This window comes from Novipirellula artificiosorum (assembly GCF_007860135.1).
Taxonomy (GTDB): Bacteria; Planctomycetota; Planctomycetia; order Pirellulales; family Pirellulaceae; genus Novipirellula_A; species Novipirellula_A artificiosorum.
Window position 1 is genome coordinate 890,743 of the sequence record NZ_SJPV01000002.1, and the last position, 19,008, is coordinate 909,750.

Here is a 19,008-nt window from a genome sequence, read left to right on the forward strand (position 1 = left end):
TGAGATGAAAAACTCCCACCTTGTATAAAGTTTTTGTGATGCAACGTCTGAATGACTCGCGTTCAAATGCACTCTTGTTTGCTGGTTTCTTTCTGTTTTTGCTAGCGTGGTCAGCCAGATCCCCAATGGCGGCATCCGCGCAAGGGCCAGGCGGTCCGGCAAGTGTGGTTGTAGCAACCGTCACCACGCGTGACCTTTCTGCGGAAAAGGCGTTTGTTGCCAATGTCAATCCTTGGCGGCAGGTAACGATTGGCAGCGCTGTGGATGGTCGTGTCTTGGACTTTCTTGTGAAGGCTGGAGAAGCGGTCGAGCAAAGCCAGCCGCTGGCCCAACTGCGAACCAAGACGATTGAGATTGAAATCGCGGGGGCCGAAGCCGAACTGGTCTTGCGCCAAGCGGAATTGGACGAACTGAGAAATGGCTCTCGGGCTGATGAAATCGCATTGGCCGAGGCACTCACCGAAGTTGCTCGGGCGAATAATGCGTATGCCATGGCCAAGCTGGATCGAGCGAAGCGGTTGTTCCGTGAATCTACGGGGATCAGTCAAGATGAATACGAGGCCGCAGAAGCGGAGTCACTTGTGGGCGCAGCGAAGGTCAAGGAAGTCCAAAGTTCGTTGCGGCTCGTGAAGGAAGGCCCCCGCCAGGAGAAAATTGATCAGGCAGCGGCCAACGTCGAAATTCAAAAGCAGATCCTCGAAGGTTTGAGGGATCGTAAAGAGAAGTATACCCTTCGCGCCCCGTTCGACGGTTTCGTTTCGGCTGAACTGTCGGAAAAGGGGGCCTGGGTGAAGCAGGGCGACGCGGTCGCGGAAGTGGTCGAGATCGATCCCATTGAAATCGAGGTCTTTGTTCCCGAAACAGGCATTCGGTTCGTCAAACTTGGCGGTGCTGTCAATGTCGCGGTCGAGGCGATTCCGGATCAACCCTTTGTCGGAACGATCGAGCGGATCGTGCCGTTGGCGGACAGTCGTTCGCGTACGTTCCCGGTGCGTGTCAGGGTCGCGAACCAAAAGGTCGAAGGCCGTCACCCACTCTTGCCCGGTATGTTAGCTCGCGTGACGTTGCCAGCGGGGACGCTCGAACCCCGCACGTTGGTGCCGAAAGATGCCCTGCAGCTAAGCGGTTCCAATGCGGTGGTGTTTCGTGTCATTGAGAAAAAAGCGGACATCGTACCGGTGACAACGGGTCCTTCGCTGGGAAGCTGGATCGCGGTATCGCCCGTGGTTCCGGGGCAATTGAACGAAGGCGATTTAGTGATCACGCGAGGCAACGAGCGTCTTCGCCCCGGCCAAGACGTGAAGATCAACGAACATCAAGCCGCGTTGCAGTAGCGAAATTGCCGCTTTCACCCATTCTTCCACCTTCAACCCACCTCCCTCATGCACCCCATTGAAGCCTGCGTCCGAAACCCCGTTAAAGTGGCCGTCGGTGCGCTATTGTTGATTCTGTTCGGCTCGATCGCATTGATGCGTATGCCGATGCAACTGACGCCTGAAGTGCAAACGCCGACATTAACGATCACGACGGTGTGGCCAGGGGCGAGCCCTCAAGAAGTCGAACGTGAGATCATTCAGGAGCAGGAAGAGCAGCTTAAGAGTGTCGAAGGCGTCACGAAGATGACCAGCGAATCGATGGATTCGAGCGGCACGATCGCGTTGGAATTCCTGGTTGGAACCAACATGGAAGAAGCGTTGCTGAAGGTCAACAGCCGCTTGCAGCAAGTTTCGGAGTACCCCGAGGAATCGGATGAGCCGGTCATTTCGACAAGCAATTCTTCAGATCGACCGATTGCTTGGTTTATTTTGAGCGCGTTGCAACCGACGGCGGAGCAGATTGAACGCTTCGCCAAGGTGCATCCGGAGACGGCCGAAACGCTTGCTCCGGTGATTCGTGCTGGAAACCCCGGGATTCGCTTGCTGAGGTTGCGGGACGTTGCCAAGACCCATCCGGAAATCCGCCCACTGTTGCCGCCCGAATTAGACGTCCCTCGGATGCGCCGGTTTGCCGAAGATTTCATCGAAGCGAAGCTAGAACGCGTGAGCGGAGTCTCGAATGCGAACGTGCTGGGTGGTTTGACGGATGAGATGCAAGTGATTGTCGACCCGCAGCGTTTGGCGGCGCGAAGCTTGACGATTGATGACGTCCGTCGAGTGCTTCGCAATCAGAACCAGGACACATCGGGCGGTGACTATTGGGAAGGCAAGCGTCGTTACGTCGTTCGTACGTTGAATCAGTTTCGTGACGCAGACCAAGTCAAGGCACAGGTCTTGGCGGTGCTTGATGGGTCCCCCGTGTTCATCAGCGATGTCGCGGAGGTGAAGTTGGGATACAAGAAACCCGATGGATTGGTGCGACGGTTTGGCGAATCCGCGATTGCTGTCAACGCTTTGCGTGAAACGGGTGCGAACGTTCTCGACGTGATGGACGGTTTGAAGCAAAGTGTGGCGGAATTGAATGCGGATCTGCTGGCCGACAAGAAATTGCAACTGCTGCAAGTCTATGACGAAACCGAGTACATCGATTCGTCCGTTCAACTGGTAAACCAAAACATTGTCGTCGGTGGGACGTTGACGATGTTGGTGCTGATGTTGTTTTTGCACCTGCAAGTTCGAACACTGCTTTTTGTACCGATGATCGTCGCCTCAACGCTCGCGGCGATGTTCGTCAGTCCGTGGTTTGCAGCGCTTACGCTCTGCTTGATTCTCGTCGCTGGATTTTGGTTCGCCCGCGGTGCGCTGGTCGTTGGATTGGCGATTCCGATCAGCATCATCGGTACGTTCTTGCTGCTGAATTTGTGGGGCCGTTCGTTGAATGTCATCAGTTTGGCGGGGATGGCGTTCGCGGTGGGGATGTTGGTCGACAATGCGGTGGTCGTGCTGGAAAACATTTTTCGTCATTACCAGGATGGTCGTGCCCCCTTTGATGCCGCAGTGCGAGGCACGAAAGAGGTGTGGGGTGCGGTGCTTGCATCGACACTGACCACGCTTGCGGTCTTTCTTCCCGTTTTGTTCGTCGAAGAAGAAGCGGGACAGTTGTTTCGTGATATCGCATTGGCCATTAGTGCCGCAGTTGGTTTGTCCTTGATCGTTAGCATCACGTTGATTCCGACGGTGACGGCAAGATTGCTAAGCGAGAGGGCCGATCCCGCTCACAAGCCCTCGGATACCGATTCGGCAATTGCGTCCCACGCCAAACTGACCCGGCGAATGGTCTACCCGCTGGTTTGGATCTCGTCTCTGTTCGTATCGGGTGTCGTCGCGTCCAACCGTTTTTTTCAACGCAGTCTGTTTCGTCGGCTTGCGTTTGTGGTGGTCTTGTTGTCGGTCACTGCGGGGATGAGTTATCTGCTTTGGCCCAAAGTGGAATACCTGCCGACCGGCAACCGCAACTTAGTCTTTGGAATCATTTTGCCGCCTCCGGGATACAATCTTGACGAGTTGTCGCGGCTCGGAGAAACCGTTGAAACGCACTTGAAACCTTACTGGGATGTCGACCCGGATCAAGACGGCTTTGACGATATGCCTTACCCCGCGATTTACGATTTTTTCTACGTGGCCCGCGGGCGTCAGGTCTTTCTTGGTGTTCGTTCGGTTGATCCGCAGCGGAGCGGTGAATTGGTTCCTTTGATCCAAAGCGTCAGTTCAAAACTGCCAGGAACGTTCGTCATCGCAAAACAATCGAGCCTGTTTGAACAAGGGTTAACGGCCGGTCGAACGATCGATGTTGAAATCACCGGACCGGAACTTGAGAAGCTGGTAGCGATCGGTGGTCAAGTTCTGGGGAACGTTGTCGCGGATCCGCTCGGTGTGCGTGGTGGTGAAGGGGTCGTACCGGGAGCCCAGGCGCGTCCGGTGCCCAGTTTGGACTTAAGCAACCCCGAAACGCATGTCATTCCTCGATTGATTCAGTCGGAGCAGATGGGTGTGAATGCAACCAGTCTTGGATACGCTGTGAACGCGCTAGTCGACGGTGCGTTTGCTACGGATTATTACATCGGAGGCGACAAAATCGATTTGACCATTGTGGGCAGTACGAAGCCAGAGAGTTCGTTGCAAGACTTGATGTCGTTGCCGATCGCAACGCCAGGCGGTCAATTGGTTCCGTTGTCGTCACTTGCGAGTATTGACTTGTCCAGTGGCCCCGAGCAGATCAATCATCGCGAACGGCAACGAGCGATCACGATTGAGGTCTCCCCTCCCGCGGACATGGCGCTTGAGGATGCACTGGAGCGGATCGAGACCCAGATCCTTGCTCCGATTCGTGAATCGGGACAATTGGCCGGTGGGTATCAAATCACGCTCTCAGGAACCGCAGATAAGCTACGTGATACCTGGCTGGCGTTACGGTGGAATGTGTTGTTGGCTCTGCTGATCACGTATCTGTTGATGGCCGCTTTGTTTGAAAGTTGGATTTACCCGCTTGTGATCATCATGAGTGTCCCGCTCGGTGCGGTCGGCGGTCTGCTTGGCTTGAGGGCGTTGAGTCTGTATTTGCAGTGGCGCGGACTCAACCCACAACCGCTCGACGTGTTGACGATGCTGGGGTTTGTGATTTTGATTGGAACGGTCGTGAACAATGCGATTTTGATTGTCCATCAGTCGTTGAACTTGATGCGAGAAGAAGGCTATGCGTCGCGTGACGCTATTTTGGAAAGTGTTCGCACGCGAGTTCGTCCGATTTTGATGACGACGGCGACAACCGTGTTGGGGCTTTGCCCGTTGGTGTTGTTTCCTGGATCCGGCAGCGAATTGTACCGCGGGCTCGGCAGTGTGTTGCTTGGCGGTTTGATCGTTTCAACGTTCTTTACGTTGGTCTTCGTCCCGACACTGTTCCGAATTTTTATGGATATCAAGGAATCGCTGACCTCGCAAAGCAATCTGGCTTCGGGATCGGGTAGGATTGTTGAGCCTCGGACCAGCGAAGCGACGAGCTCGACTACGGCGCCAGTTGCTGGTGCTTAATCGCTGCGGTTCCCGCTTCCGCTCATTCCCACCTTCCTTCAGTTCAAGAAAACCATGTTTAGACGAACCCTATCCTGTTTTGCCTGTTTGGCACTTGTCACCCTTTGCACCGATAACCTGGCAGCACACGAAGGGGGGCACGATTCTCACCCTAACGATGCGGAAAAATTCTTCACGACGCGACCATCGTCTCGCGTGCTGCCGCTCGCCAAAGAAGAAGATGTATTCCACTTTGTCGTCTACGGTGACCGTACCGGTGGGGTTCCGGCTGGATTGAAAGTCCTTGAACAGGCCGTCGTCGATACGAATTTGCTCGATCCTGACTTGGTCATGACGGTTGGCGATTTGGTGCAGGGCTACAACGAAACGCCCGAGTGGATGCAGCAGATGGCCGAGTACCAAGAGATCATGAATCGGTTGAAGATGCAGTGGTTTCCGGTTCCCGGAAATCACGATGTCTATTGGCGTGGCGAAGGGAAATCGCCCGAGGGACAACATGAATCGAACTTCGAAAAGCACTTTGGACCATTGTGGTACACCTTCCAGCACAAGAACGCTGGCTTCGTTGTCCTTTACAGCGATGAGGGGGACCGGGCGACGAACGAAAAGGGCTTCAACGAAGGCCGATTGCAAACAATGAGCGTTGAGCAATTGGAGTTTCTCGAGCAGGCATTGGAGAAGCACAAGGACCTCGACCACGTCTTTTTGTTCTTGCACCATCCACGCTGGGTTGGTGCTGGCTACACCGGTGGCAACTGGGACGTTGTTCATGAAATGCTTCGCGAAGCAGGCAACGTGACTGCGGTCTTCGCTGGCCATATCCATCACATGCGGTTCGACGGACCCAAGGACGGGATTGCCTACTACACGCTGGCGACCACCGGCGCGCACTTGTCAGCCGATATTCCTAAGGCTGGGTACTTGCACCATTTAAACGTGGTGACCGTTCGGCCTGAGACCGCGACGGTTGCGTCGCTGCCCATTGGATCGGTGATCGATCCGACGGAATTCACGGCTGAGTTTTTGGCCGAAGTAGATCGAGCTCGACGAATCCGCCCCAGGGAGGTTCAAAATGACTTGCTGTTGGCGGTCGATGGATCGGCATCGGGTCGCGTTGTCTTCGCACTGGAAAATAGCTCGTCGCGTGATATCGATGTGACCGCATCGTTTGACCCCTCGGCACGCGATTGGATCACGTCGCTTGACCACGACCACTTCACCCTCGCCCCCGGTAAGAAAACCCAGTTGGAGGTTCGCTTTCATCGCGAGGCGGATTTGGCCGCTGAATTGACTGTTCCTCGGTTGATGTTGGACATGCAGTATCTGGGGAAATCGGCACGGATCGGCTTGCCCTCGGTTTCGACTCCTGTTTCTTTGAAGTTGGCTGCCGTTCCGGCTGATTATTTCGATACGGTTGCCAACCGCTGCCTGCAAGTCATCGACGAGCAATCGGTGCTGCGGATCGATTCGTCAGAGTTACGGCTCCACGATGGTCCGTTTACACTTGAAGCTTGGGTGAATCCTGCTCAAACCGCCGGGCACCGAGGTTTGATCGCCAAGACCGAAGGGAGTGAGTTTGCATTCTTTATGGATGAGGGGGTTCCTCAATTCGATGTCCATCTCGATGGTCACTACGTCAACGCAAAAGCAAGAGATGTGTTGAAGCCAAACCAGTGGTCTCATTTGGCGGGTGTGTTTGACGGCAGCGAGTTGAGGTTGTTTGTCAACGGGAAGCGGGTGGGTTCTGCGCCGGGATCCGGAAAGCGAACTCGTAATGATTTGCCATTGTACGTCGGTGCCGATCCGGATCACGCAGGTCGGCCACATCGACCGTTTGTTGGCAAAATCGACGAAGTTCGGATTTCAAAGAAAGCGATGTATCAGGAGGACTTTTCTCCGCTGCGGCGTTTTGCACCTGAGGCGGAGACGTTGATGCTGCTGCACCTTGACCGTAGACTCGGTCCCTTCGTGCTCGATCACAGCCGTTCCGCGATCAAGGGTACGCTTGGTCCGAAAGCTGAATTGGTCGCAGTGCCCTAACGGGACAGCGCTACTTCGTGGGCGATTTGCCGTAATTTGCCGAATCAATCTCAGACTGAGCGGCAAGACGCTCGCCGCCGGTATTTCATGGGCATAACCGGCGGCTTGCGCCGTTCCGCTAAAATTGGACCTCGATTTAGCGGTATTAGGCTAACGCCTTGCCGCTCACAAAGTGACGCTATTTGCCTCAGGGATTTTCGTTGCTTTGCTGGATACGGAATGCCCAGTTCAGCGTGCTGTCTGGACGACTTGGCATCGCAACACTTCCGTTGACGTCGGTGGTGATGACCGTCGCTGCTTGCCACGTTCCGGTTGTGGTCTGCCACCATTCAAACCTGTAGTCGGTAGAGGGAGTCAGGTTCTTGAGAGTGGTTGTGTCGACACCGGGACAAATGAAGCCCAGCGCATAGGATTGATCCGTCGCGATGGCCAGCGTAATGAGGGGACTCACCCGTCCTAGATTTTTATTGGTATCGGGTGACAATTTGGAGAAATCGTGGCCGGCATCGAGGAAGAACTTCGGCATGTACCCGAAGGCAAAGGAATCATAGGACGAGAGGGCAAACTTTTGCGGGGTGCCGTTGGGTATGTTCGGATCATCACCGTTTGCGGCTCCAGAAAAATAGAGATCGCCCCAGCTGTATCCAGCAAAAGCCCCGTTGAGAACATTGCCATACGCCCCATAGATAGCAGATTGCCCCAAGGTCATGCTCGGGGTGAAGGGGGCGCTGCAACGATTCCAACCCGGATAGAAGCCCTCTACATTTTGAGCGGGCAGGTGAGGCGTGTCGGCATAGAGTGCACGCATCCAGGCAAAGGAGGCGGGAGACCGTGCGCCGCTATTGCTGATGTTATGAAAATCCAACAAGTAGCGGGCATCTTTTGACCAGGAATCAAGACTGGTCCCAGCAGCCATGGCGGTTCGTGGCGTTCCATACGGCATCGATCCTGTGCCGTTCTTCCTCTTCAATTCGTCATAGGCATGCTTGACCACGGGAAGCCAAAGGTCGTACTCCCCATTTCCGTCTGCGTCCATATGAACCCAGCTGAAGACCATGTTGTAGCAACCGTAGCGAGCCCACAAGTAGCGAACGTAGTTATAAAAGGCATCTTTCTGCTCCTGCCCCAGCTTCGGCCAACTCTCGCTTCGTCTTACGGTTTCGAGAAACGGCACAAACCCATTGTCTGCCATGTATTTCATTTTGGGGTCAGCCTCCTGCCAATACTCAGGGACAATTCGAGTCAGGTCCGCATTGACTCCGTCCATGACAAACGGGGTATGCCCACGATCGGAAACCTTCTGCCCTCTTACTGCGGCATGCCAAATGGGAGCGGTCGTATCGGTTGGATAACAGGCAATCATATTGAATGCGTTGTATCCCTGTGCTTTTCTCGCATCGAGGTAGTTCTGAAAAGAGATCTGCGCAATGCCTTCGTCGCTCCCCGATTTGAAAATCTTCGTGAGCCCGCTCCAGACCGTGTCGGCGGCCATCAGAAACGGAGTACCATCTGCGTATTCCGCATGATGTCCGCTCGCTGTGGCCCGAATGAATCCGCGTCGGTTGGGATTCGCCTCCTTTTCCGAGTCGGTCCAGGCGATGGCATCAAACGAACCCCTTTGCCGATCGAGCCCGCTGTCACCGGTGGTGGTGCCGGTCGACCAGTTCCATGCACCCGGCATGGTTGCGACGAGTCGTACGCGGAAGGTCTGACCGCCATCCCAGAACGCTGGGACCAAGTGTTTCTTGCCATTTGGCCCGTTGAGGTTGACCCATAGGTCGACGTCGATATACGGGTTGTGATACGTGTTCTCGGCGGTAAAGGTCTTCTCGACCACCTCGAAAACGTGTGTCTGTGCGGAGCCAATGCCCCCAAGAATTGCATTCACGAGAATCACAAGCGGCACGATCGTGTTGTTCGTAGCTTTCACCATGTCATGTCTGCTCGGTTGATAGGAACGGATTCGTTTTGATGTGCAGTAACGCCGCAACACAGGACTCAATGCCCTTGACGAAGAATTCTACCAAACCCACGATCGCCCCGGATCGACCCAAACGCCCCGGATCGACCCAAACGCCCCGGATCGACCCAAAAAGAAACACTTCCCCATTGCCCCGCTCGTCGACAACTGTTAAAAAATACACAGTTGGGTTTTTTTGGATGGGGGAGGGATTGCAATGGGCTTGGAACTGAGTCGGCGAGAGCGTGAGATCGTCGATATTTTGTATGCGGCGGAAGAGGCGAGCGCAGCGGAGGTTCGCGGGGCGATGGCCAATCCACCCTCCGATGCAACCGTGCGAACGCTGCTGCGGATTTTGACCGAAAAGGACGTTGTCACCCACCGCATGGAGGGTCGGCGATTCGTTTACCGTCCCCAAAAGGCAAAGTCGGGAGCGGGGAAATCGGCTCTGCGCCGCGTGTTGAACGTCTTCTACGACGGGTCGGTTGAAGACGCATTGGCGGCACACCTTACGGACCCCAAGATTGAACTCGACCCGTCGCAGATCGACCGGTTGCGCGATCTGATCAATGATGCTGCGAAAAAGGGGAAGCGATCATGAAGGGATGGATTTCACAGTGGCTGGCGTTCTCCGAATATCAACCCGCCGTTGCCCGGTTGATCGAACTGTCTTTTCACGTCGCAGTGATTGTTGCGATTGGAGGGGCGATTGCAATGATGGCGAAAAGACGATCGGCCGCGACCGCCCACATGACATGGGCGACCGCGTTGGCTGCAATCTTGATGCTCCTGCCCGCTGGAATTTGGGTTCCGCGCTATTCGGTTGCATTGGCGTCGGTCCCGTCGGCACGTGTAGAATCGAGTGTCGCTGAAAGCTCACCGCCGGTAACTCCATTGCGCAGTTTGGACAATCGCATCGCGTTTGACCCCGCAGCCGATAGGCGAGGCCGTGTTTTGCCAAGTGATCGTGCCGTGAGGGGCCCGTATGCCGATAAGGATCCGGCTGCTGATAGGGACTCAAGTCGTGCTCCGAGCGAAGTTGGCGGTGAGATGGCAGGTCGAACTCAAGCGGTTGTGGAGCGGGCAGCAGTCGTGGGGCCGATTCGCGGGACAGCGTCGGACGCGCCACATCACGCAAATGGGTTCGAAGCGACGCCATCTTCGCCGCCCACTGGCGTTTTCTGGTGGGGTTTGCTTTGTGTCTACATCGCCGGTTTGTTGGCAGGTCTCGTTCACATCGTGGTTGGATGGTATCGGTTGTGGCGAGATTGCTGTTTCGGACAGCCGTTGTCGCCGCAGGAAGCCGAACACGTGGCGGATTGTGCCGCCACGATCGGCCTGCGGCGGCATCCTCGCTGCGTCCTTTCGAACTCTGTTCGGGTTCCCTTGGTGTGGGGCGTGATTCGTCCGCGGATTGTCTTGCCTCTCGATTTCGAAACATTGCCGGTCCGCATCCGGCGAGACTGCCTGTTACACGAAATGTCCCATATCGCTCGCGGTGACCTGTTTTGGCATGAACTCAGCTGTTTGGCCAAGGCCATCTACTGGTTTCATCCTGCCGTTCACTATGCTGCAAGGTCGCTGAAGCATTGGCGTGAGGACGCAGCCGACGATCATGTGCTTCGATGCGGTATCGATTCAAGCGAGTATGCATCGACTTTATTGGAGGTTGCAACCAGCGTGGGACGCCGTCGTTTCGCACCCGCAATCGCGATGGCCTCGGGTTTGCCGATCGAGAACCGGTTGCGGCGTATCTTGGACCAGCGAACGGGCCGGATGCCTCCGAGTCGTTCGTTTCGGATAGTGTTGGCGGTTGCCTTCTTGACGGTTTCCCTCGTTGGGGTTCGTTTTCACAGGGCCGCTGCGGCGCCCACCGCGACTGCCGACGAAAACGAAACTCCGGCGAATCGCGGGGACGGCAGCGCGACAGTGCCGCCGCCCTCACCGCTTCTCGCTGGGGGGCCAGGGCGATCGCAAGATGCAGAATTTGTCACGGAGAGCTCTGCACCGACCTTTTTTGAACTGTTGTCGAACGCAGAGTTGTGCCGTGGCGATACCGGTGGAATGGTCTTGAACGTTCGTGGGACCGTTCGTGATCAGGGCGGCCAAGCGGTTGCAGGAGCGGTGGTCGTGCTGCGGGAAGACAGCGTCTATCGAATCAGCTCGATCGGCCGGCAGGAAAGAGTCGGATCGCAAAAGGAGGTTACGGTGGACGATTTGTTTGCCCGAACTCAGTCCGCGGCGGATGGCACCTTTGTGTTTGAAAACGTCCGTGTCGCAAAACCTGTCGATGGCTACAAAGAACGTTGGAATTGGGATGTGATTGCGGCGATCGAAGGCGACGCGCTGGGTTGGGCCAACCTGCATATCCAAACGGTGCAGCGTGCAGACGGATCCGAAATCATCGCCGATGTGAAGCTGCGTGCTGTTTCCGCCGTCACGGGCCAGGTGTTGTCGGTCGATGGCGACCCGATCGCAGGTGCCCTTCTCTCGATCTCCCAATTCGATGATCCGGTCCCCTCGAACATGTACAATCCGTATCGCAACAACGAATTGCGTTTGTACGCCAGTCGGTTGCAGCCGAAGGTTCGTTCAGACAGCGAGGGGCGTTTTCGTTTTCCGGCCGTTCCCGATGGATTGTGCGCAAGCATCTATCCCAAGCATCGTGACCATGAAATGGTGGGCTATCGGGTGGTCTCGCCTGCGACGGAGCTTCCCAATCGCAATGCTCAACCTGAGGAGTCGGCTGGACGGCCAAACCGCGAACCGAAAGCGATCGTCAGTCCCGTGACGATCAACGCGATCCCCCAGATTCGGCTGATGGGGACCCTTCGAAGCGAATCGGGCGATCCGATTGAAGGGGGCGTCATCCGCATGGGCGGCCTGGTTGCCCACGTGGAATCCGACGCCGATGGCCATTTTGTCTGGCCAACTAATGAGGGGGTGATCAGGGTCTCTGGCTATGTTCGCGCGCAAGGCGAGCCGCCCACGGTCACGTTTACCGCATCCAAGCCGGACAGCCATTTCGTATGGCTGATTGATGAGGTTTCGGTTGAGGATTTGTTGGCATCGCATAAGGTGGACTTGGTGATGCAAGAAGGCATTGCGGTTGACGGTAAGGTGCTTTGCCGTCAAACCAACACTCCGGTTGCTGGTGTGAACGTACAAGTTTCACCCTCGGGTGATGTGTCACGGTTGATGCCGCTAAGCACCAAGACCGACGAAAATGGGGCGTACCGATTCATCGCGCCGAAACAACCGGTTACGATATCGCTCGACGGCCCTGTCGCTGGATACGACGTCCCCAGTGCAAGGGGAGTTTACGGGGCGGACCGTGAAAAGGTGGTATCTCGTCAATTGGATCTTAGCCCTGGATCTGCGGTAACGATGGAGCCTTTCTTGGTCGATCGTGTCGATCCGATGGTCGTACGTGTGATCGGTCCCCATGGCGAGCCGATCGAGAATGCAGGGATCAAAGCGGTTCGGTTGGTCGGAGCCGCGACAGATCAAATGCCGAAACGAGCATGGAGCGTGCACGAAAAACCGCTTGCCTTGGATGGAAAAACCGATGCCAACGGACAGTGCGAGCTTCAAGTGAACGCACGCGATTGGGCTGACGGCTATCTCGAAGCTCGTGCAACGATTGATGGTGTTTCCTGGTTTGGGTTGATTTGGATCACCTACAAGGGGCAAACGCCGCTGATTGTCAAACTTAGGGAACCTTGGGTCATCACCGGACGCGTTTTGGTTGAAGGAAACCCCGCAGCGAATGTGCCGGTCAACTTGATGCGGACGATGGGCAAACGCGTTCAATTGATGGGGGCCTTCACCAGTACCACCCACGATGTCACCGCCACCGATGCAAACGGGGAATACCGGTTTGTCACCCGAGCGAACGAGGGCTATCGCGTTTCGGTCATGTCGCCGCCAGCGGGATACGATCGGGGTTCGGGGTCTCAAAGCCGGTTGACGCGGATGAACGAGAACGAGTTCCGCGCCACGGACATTGCGTTTGGAAAGGCTGCGGATCAACCGGCGACTCCAACCGGCTCGATTTCCGGGGTCGTGCGTGGCAGTGATGGGGTGCCGATCGCCGGTGCCTCGGTCTCGCCGACGCAGTACATGGGCGACAGTCGCAACGTGCCGCGTCCCAGGGGAAAGCAAGTGCAAACCGCCGATGATGGATCGTTCCGTATTGAGGGGCTCGATCTCGGTCGTTTGCGAGTTCATATCTATGGGCCGCGTCCGAAGACCGACGACAAGTCGACGCCAACGCTGGTTGCCACGTTCGTGGTCGTGGACGTTGGCACAGAGAACATCGAAGTGGTGCTCGACACCGATCTTCGCCGCGCCTTACCGCGAATCCCGGCTCAACGCGTCGTTCCCTCCAGTTCGATCCCCAAGCAGGATCCCTAGGCGAGCGGCAGAAGCCAATTCACCGACTAGCAAGTCCGTCGTACGCTAAGAACGATCTTGCCTCTCGCCCCAAAAATTGTCTGTCCAGCTCTTCCCTTTCCATTGCTAAACGAGCCCTCATCATGTTCACGGTGTTTTCGACGTTGGCTGCGATTCTTGCATTCAGTGGCGTGCCGTTGTCGGGCCGAGTGGTTGACCAAAACGATCAACCGGTCGATGGCGCGGTGGTCAAGATCAGTGTGGGCCGGCCTCGCACCGGACCCGCCTTGACTTGTCCGTCTTGCTATGTTGACTGCGGTAAGTTTGTGCTGACGGATGCGGATGGCAAGTTCCATTTTGAAGGTGTCTCATCCGATCTGTTCTTTGGGCTAACCGCTGGCGCGTTAGGTTATCAGGGTGCCTTGGCTCGCGATGTTGATCCGCTTGAGCCCGATTTGACGCTCCGAATTGCGAAGCTGGACGACGTCGATCCCGGCGAGACGCTGGCGGGCAAGGTGGTCGATTTGCAAGGCAACGCGATTTCGGGTGCCATGATCACCGTGGGGACAACGCATTACTTAGATGGCAGTTTGACGGGCCCGGGCCGCCAAATCACCCCTGCGACGGTGACCGATGCCGATGGTCAGTTCGCTTTGACGGTTCGAGCTGCGATTCGATCAACAACGTTGAAGGTCCGCGTCCCCGGATTCGCCCCCCAGGATGTCGTTGGTATGCAGCGTGGCCGAACGGGGCAAGTGATCCAAATGGGACCGGGTGGCTCGTTGATGGGACGGATGTTGCTCGACGGAAAACCGGTCAGCGGAATGAAGCTTGGATTGGTGCAAATGGACCGCAGAATCGGAAACGTTGTTACTCCTGACGAAATTGTTACTGCTGCGGATGGAATGTTTCGCTGGGACAATCTGCCGCCAGCTGCCGACTATGCGATCTACAGCCAATTCGAGCAACTCAGCGACGCCGCGCTCGCGGTGTCCATTGTTACGGTTCCTGCGGATGGTGAGTTAGCGGATCTGGGTGAGATCGCGGCACAGAAATCTCATGGATTGAAAATTCAAATCGTGATGTCCGACGGGGCCGAAGTTCCCGAGGGATCCTTCTGTTACCTGACGCGGTCGAAAGCGGCCCATTCGGCCAAAGAGCCACTTTCGTCTACTTCGCTGCAATCGGTTGCCTTTGACGGGCTCGCTACGGAAGTGGTGGAAATCGGCGTGCGGATTCCCAATTATGAAATCGAATCATCGGATCCGCCCAGCCAAATCGACCTCAATGGGCGATTGCAGCGATGGAGTGATCACGACGAAACGATTGTGATTCAGATGAGGAAGCGGCGTTAGTTGTTCTACACGGCACGGTTCCTTGCCTGTGATGCTTTTCTGGTGGATGTGCTACTTCACGCGAGCCGAGGTAACCACACGTCCTAATTGATCGAGTAAAACCAGGTCCTTCGCCGAGATCGTTCGGACGGCGAAAACGATGGTTTGATTGATCGTTTGCGGCTGAACCGAACTGGCTATCTTCATCGTCAATAGCCCGTTTTGCACCGACCAGGTACCGGTGGATGCGGGCGGTTGAGCAAACATTTGCTGGAACATTGCGATCTGTTCATGTTGGCGGTAAGCGGTATAAGCGCCGTTGGGATGATAGGTCACGGCTAACGTTCCCATCGCGTCACGCAGTGCCCAGGTGCCGGAAAGCATTTGAGCGACCTGGGCGTCGGTCAAGCTACCCGCAGCGATGGCGGGCGTATTCGGATTCGTGCCGGGGCTGCTGGTGATTCCGCTCGGGGGGGGAGGCAGCGGAATCGGTTTGGCAAATGCGCCGGGCGGTATGGCGGAGGCGGCTTGGCGCTGCAGCACCAGCATCATCCGCTTGCTACCGGGGGGCGAGCTGAAATCGGTCGGTCGTGGGGCGACCCGCGGATCCGTGACGCACATCGCAACTTGGTTCCCTGAGGAATCAAACTGGTAGATACCTTCGCCAGCGGTTTGGTCAGGCGAGATGATCGAGATGAAGTTTGGGTTGGCCAACGAAAAGGACTTGGCATATTGTTTCTTATCGACCGGCGATTCAAAGACAATGGCGTTCGCTTTGATTTCCACTTCGCCTCCGGAAGGCAGCCACAGTTGGATCGCATCCACAGGAATCACCCTTCCGTCTTCGGTCAACTGTGTGACCTTCCACTTCCCTTGCAACCGCTGCAAATCGCCGTTTGCGGCAAACGCCATCGGAACGCATGTCAGCCAGGCCAACAGAGTCGTGAGTACTCGAAGTTGCATTAACCATGCCTCTCAAAAAGAAGAATCGGATCCGCGCAGCATGCACAGACCACCCAAGTGTCCGCAAGTAAGTTTAGCGAAGTTCTGTCGGGTCAGAAATATCAATCGGATGACATCGTGACGCACAACACTTGGGTGTTGGATTCTGGTTATGATAAGGGGCAGAATGGAAAGAGAAGAGTATGCCATCCCCACGCTATAAGGATTCGCACCGAACATGTCTGAGGGCAGCGGATTTCTAAGTCGCGTCTTCGCTGACGCGCGTTCGACCTATCAATCGCTCGCGGATGCACTGCCGGTCAGTTTGTTGGTCAAGGACATCGACAGCCGGCGGATTTTTGCCAACAAACAGTACTTAACCGTCCGAGGCAAAACGCTCGACCAAATTCTCGACAAGGACGATTTCGACCTGTTTCCGGTTGAAATCGCAAGCAACTACATCGCGGACGATCAAGTCGTACTGCGTACCGGCGAGACGCTACACGATATCGAAGAAACGGTTTTTGCAGACGGGCGGACGCGTTGGATTGAGCGATTTAAATGCCCGATTCTTGATCCTCGTGGCAAGGTGATTGGCATCCAATTGTTGTTTTGGGATGTTACCGAGCGATTGCAGGCAGAGGACGAACTGAGGCGGGAACAGCGGCTGTTGCGGACCTTAATGGACAACATCCCCGACTCGATCTACTTCAAAGATGAACAGAGCCGGTTTCTTCGAATTAGCCGAATGATGGTTGAGAAGTTTGGAATGCTGGCGGAAAGCTCGGTGATTGGGAAATCGGACGCGGACATCTTTACCACCGAGCATGCCAAAGGCGCTCGCGAGGACGAGCTGCGGATCATGCGGACCGGCGAACCGCTGGTGGACCGAGTGGAACGGGAAACGTGGCCGGACAAAGACGACACCTACGTGATGACCACCAAGATGCCGCTGCGTGACGAAGCGGGAACCATCATCGGTACGTTTGGGATCAGCCGCGACGTAACGGAGCTGACGAAGTCCCAGCAAGCGCTGCGTGAAGCTCGTGATGTTGCGACACAAGCCAATCAAGCCAAAAGCAATTTTCTGGCCAACATGAGCCACGAAATTCGAACGCCCATGAACGCGATCATTGGGATGTCCGAGTTGCTGGCTCTAACGGACTTGACCCCAGAGCAGCGTGACTACAACCATTTGGTCAGTGATTCGGCGGATGCGCTGTTGCGGCTCTTGAACGAAATTCTTGATTTCTCGAAAATTGAAGCCAATCGCTTGGAGCTGGAATGCATTCCAATGGCTCTGCGCGATGTGATTGAAAAATCGGGGCAAACCCTTTCGGTCAAGGCTGCTGAAAAGTCGTTGGAATTGCTTTGCCGCGTGGCTCCGGATGTCCCCAACCGGCTGCTGGGCGATCCCGGTCGATTGCGTCAAATCTTGGTCAACCTGATTGGCAATGCGATCAAATTTACGGAAAACGGAAACGTCTTTGTTGATGTGAACTTGTGCAACGAGGCCGCTGCGCGGCCGGATCACAAAGCCGACTCCTCGACCCTTTGGTTACGTTTCCAAGTCGCCGATACCGGCATTGGGATTCCGGCCGAGAAACTCAGTTCGGTGCTCGAGGCGTTCACACAGGCAGATTCATCGACCACGCGACGTTTTGGTGGGACGGGTCTAGGATTAGCGATCTCTAAGCAATTGATTGAATTGATGGGCGGTCAATTGAATGTCGAAAGCGAGCCGAACGAGGGAACGACCTTTTGGTTCGTGTTGCCATTCCGCGTTGCGCCGAAACAGCAAGCGCCGAATCCCCAGCTTCGCAACCTCAGCGGCACGCGAGTGCTCGTCGTGGATGACAATGAAGTCAATCGACGCATCCTTCAAGAGATCTTCGCGGTCTGGGGGTTTGAAGCAACCTTGGTCGATGGTGGATCCAGTGCGATCGAGCGTTTTCGGCAGGCCCAACAAACCAGCGAGCCCTATCAGTTGGCCGTGCTGGACTGCATGATGCCGGAAATGGACGGGTTTGAGTTAGCGGCGACGATTCGTGACGAGTTTCCCAAGGCGGAAATAAAAATGATCATGTTGTCGTCGGCGAATTTGCCTGATGATGCGGCCAGATTGAAGAAGTTGGGAATTGCTCGCTACTTGACCAAACCGGTCGTGCAAAGTGAGCTTCTTGACACCATTGTGCATGTGTTAGGGGCGAGTCGCCCCATGCACCCCGAATCAATTTTAGCGGATGTATCGGACTGCCCACCGTTGCGCATTCTGGTGGCCGAAGATGGATTGGCAAATCAACAGGTTGCACTGGGGATGTTGAAGATATGTGGGCATACGGGTGTGGTGGCCAATGATGGCCGTGAGGCGGTTTCGCGTTGGCAAACCGAACCGTTTGACGTCATTTTGATGGATATGCACATGCCGGTGATGGATGGCATTGAAGCGACCAAGGCGATTCGCCAGATTGAGCAGTCGTCCGATTGCAGCGACCCCATTCCGATCATTGCCTTGACTGCGGCCGCGATGCAAGAAGACTCCGAAGCGTGTCTCAACGCGGGGATGGATGGCTTCTTGGCTAAGCCGATCCATGCGAAGAAATTGCAGGAGATGTTGGCTAAGTTCTCGCCAGATCGATCGGGGCAGACATCTGACAACTCAGCGGAACCGTGCGATTTAGAAAAGCAAGAGGATGAGCCTGAGATTGATTTGGAAGCGACCGATGTGGTCGATTTGCGGGCGGCCCAAGAGAGGTTGCCGGGGGGGCAACGCGGTCTTTGCCGGTTGGCAGAGGTCTTCGTCGGCGAGTGTGAATCGCTGATCAAGACGCTCGACGAGACGATTCCCGATGGGGACCTGGAACAGATCCAGCGGGCAGCACATACGTTAAAGGGATCGTCGAACCTGTTTTTCGCGAACCAAGTGTATGCATCGGCGAGATTGGTCGAAGTGGCAGCGAAAGAAGCCGATCGGGACGCATTGGTCGGGCTACTTGAACAGTTGAAAATCGAAGTTCAAGCGATGTTGAAGGTGCTCCGGAAAGTGGTCAGCGAAGGAGTCGCATGACCGCTGCTGCACCCCCTTCTCCCCAGCCCTTCTCCCCCGCAAAGTGGTCGTGCAGTTTCTAAGTTGTTGATTAAAAGAGACTTACAAGATTTACCTCTCTCGCTGGGAGAGGTCGAGCCTAAGCGAGGGAGAGCGGTGGTGTACCTCGCCCTTTGGGCTCGTTGTACCACATAAGTTATACGCTTGAAAAATTTTTTGCACCTGGCCCAAAAGCGTTCCATGCGTTGGACAGGTCGTAGGATCTCTGGATTCCAACCCAAAGCGTTTGCGTCCCAGGATCGTTCTTTGGTCGATCGATGAAGCCGC

General features: G+C 55.7%; 9 protein-coding genes. 7 read left to right on the forward strand and 2 right to left on the reverse strand.

Features of this window, described 5'->3' with window-relative positions:
* Positions 1-38 precede the first annotated feature (38 nt).
* Genes Poly41_RS09080 through Poly41_RS09090 form a run of 3 tightly spaced genes read left to right on the forward strand, consistent with a single transcriptional unit; the run spans position 39 to position 7,004 of the window.
* Complete coding sequence (locus Poly41_RS09080) at positions 39-1,334, forward strand: efflux RND transporter periplasmic adaptor subunit (protein ID WP_146525569.1); 1,296 nt, start codon at positions 39-41, stop codon at positions 1,332-1,334.
* A gap of 48 nt (positions 1,335-1,382) precedes the next feature.
* Positions 1,383-4,964: an efflux RND transporter permease subunit gene (locus Poly41_RS09085; protein WP_146525570.1), complete on the forward strand. Its 3,582-nt coding sequence runs from the start codon at positions 1,383-1,385 to the stop codon at positions 4,962-4,964.
* Between the two features lie 54 nt (positions 4,965-5,018).
* Positions 5,019-7,004, forward strand: coding sequence for a LamG-like jellyroll fold domain-containing protein (locus tag Poly41_RS09090; protein WP_146525571.1), 1,986 nt, complete (start codon positions 5,019-5,021; stop codon positions 7,002-7,004).
* Between the two features lie 187 nt (positions 7,005-7,191).
* On the opposite strand, the gene Poly41_RS09095 is transcribed toward Poly41_RS09090, so the two are convergent.
* On the reverse strand, positions 7,192-8,937 hold the full coding sequence (locus Poly41_RS09095) for a DUF5060 domain-containing protein (protein WP_146525572.1): 1,746 nt from the start codon (positions 8,935-8,937) through the stop codon (positions 7,192-7,194).
* A gap of 244 nt (positions 8,938-9,181) precedes the next feature.
* On the opposite strand from Poly41_RS09095, the gene Poly41_RS09100 reads away from it, so the two are divergent.
* The 3 genes from Poly41_RS09100 to Poly41_RS09110 all read left to right on the forward strand — a co-directional run bounded on the left by Poly41_RS09100 (position 9,182) and on the right by Poly41_RS09110 (position 14,714).
* A complete protein-coding gene (locus Poly41_RS09100) occupies positions 9,182-9,565 on the forward strand; it encodes a BlaI/MecI/CopY family transcriptional regulator (protein ID WP_146525573.1) in 384 nt (127 codons plus the stop codon).
* Positions 9,562-13,380 carry a M56 family metallopeptidase gene (locus tag Poly41_RS09105; protein WP_146525574.1) on the forward strand — a complete coding sequence of 1,273 codons (3,819 nt, stop codon included), beginning with the start codon at positions 9,562-9,564 and terminating at the stop codon, positions 13,378-13,380. The genes Poly41_RS09100 and Poly41_RS09105 overlap by 4 nt, the downstream gene beginning before the upstream one ends.
* 122 nt (positions 13,381-13,502) lie before the next feature.
* On the forward strand, positions 13,503-14,714 hold the full coding sequence (locus Poly41_RS09110) for a carboxypeptidase-like regulatory domain-containing protein (RefSeq protein ID WP_146525575.1): 1,212 nt from the start codon (positions 13,503-13,505) through the stop codon (positions 14,712-14,714).
* Positions 14,715-14,765: 51 nt separating this feature from the next.
* Here the strand turns inward: Poly41_RS09110 and Poly41_RS09115 are convergent, their stop codons facing one another.
* Entirely contained in the window at positions 14,766-15,656 is an 891-nt protein-coding gene (locus tag Poly41_RS09115) for a TIGR03067 domain-containing protein (protein ID WP_146525576.1), read from the reverse strand.
* 217 nt (positions 15,657-15,873) lie between these two features.
* Between Poly41_RS09115 and Poly41_RS09120 the strand changes: the two genes are divergently transcribed.
* On the forward strand, positions 15,874-18,702 hold the full coding sequence (locus Poly41_RS09120) for a hybrid sensor histidine kinase/response regulator (RefSeq protein WP_146525577.1): 2,829 nt from the start codon (positions 15,874-15,876) through the stop codon (positions 18,700-18,702).
* The last annotated feature ends 306 nt before the right edge of the window (positions 18,703-19,008 follow it).